Here is a 220-nt window from a genome sequence, read left to right on the forward strand (position 1 = left end):
TCACTGTTGGGCAGGCACAGATACGTGAGGAGCTCACCACGGGCCTTGGCGCTATCAAGCGCCACCTCGGGATCGAGGATGGCGAGCCCGCCGACAGGCGTGACAGGTGAGAAGAGCGGCAGTACACGGCTCCTCATGGTGCCGGTGGTGACGATGCGCACATCGTCACCACCGGCACGTTCGTTTCGTCGCCTGGTACCCTCATGGTGACCGGCGTCCT

Origin of the sequence: Phytoactinopolyspora endophytica, from assembly GCF_004138495.1 — a bacterium.
In the GTDB taxonomy this organism is placed as follows: Bacteria; Actinomycetota; Actinomycetes; order Jiangellales; family Jiangellaceae; genus Phytoactinopolyspora; species Phytoactinopolyspora endophytica.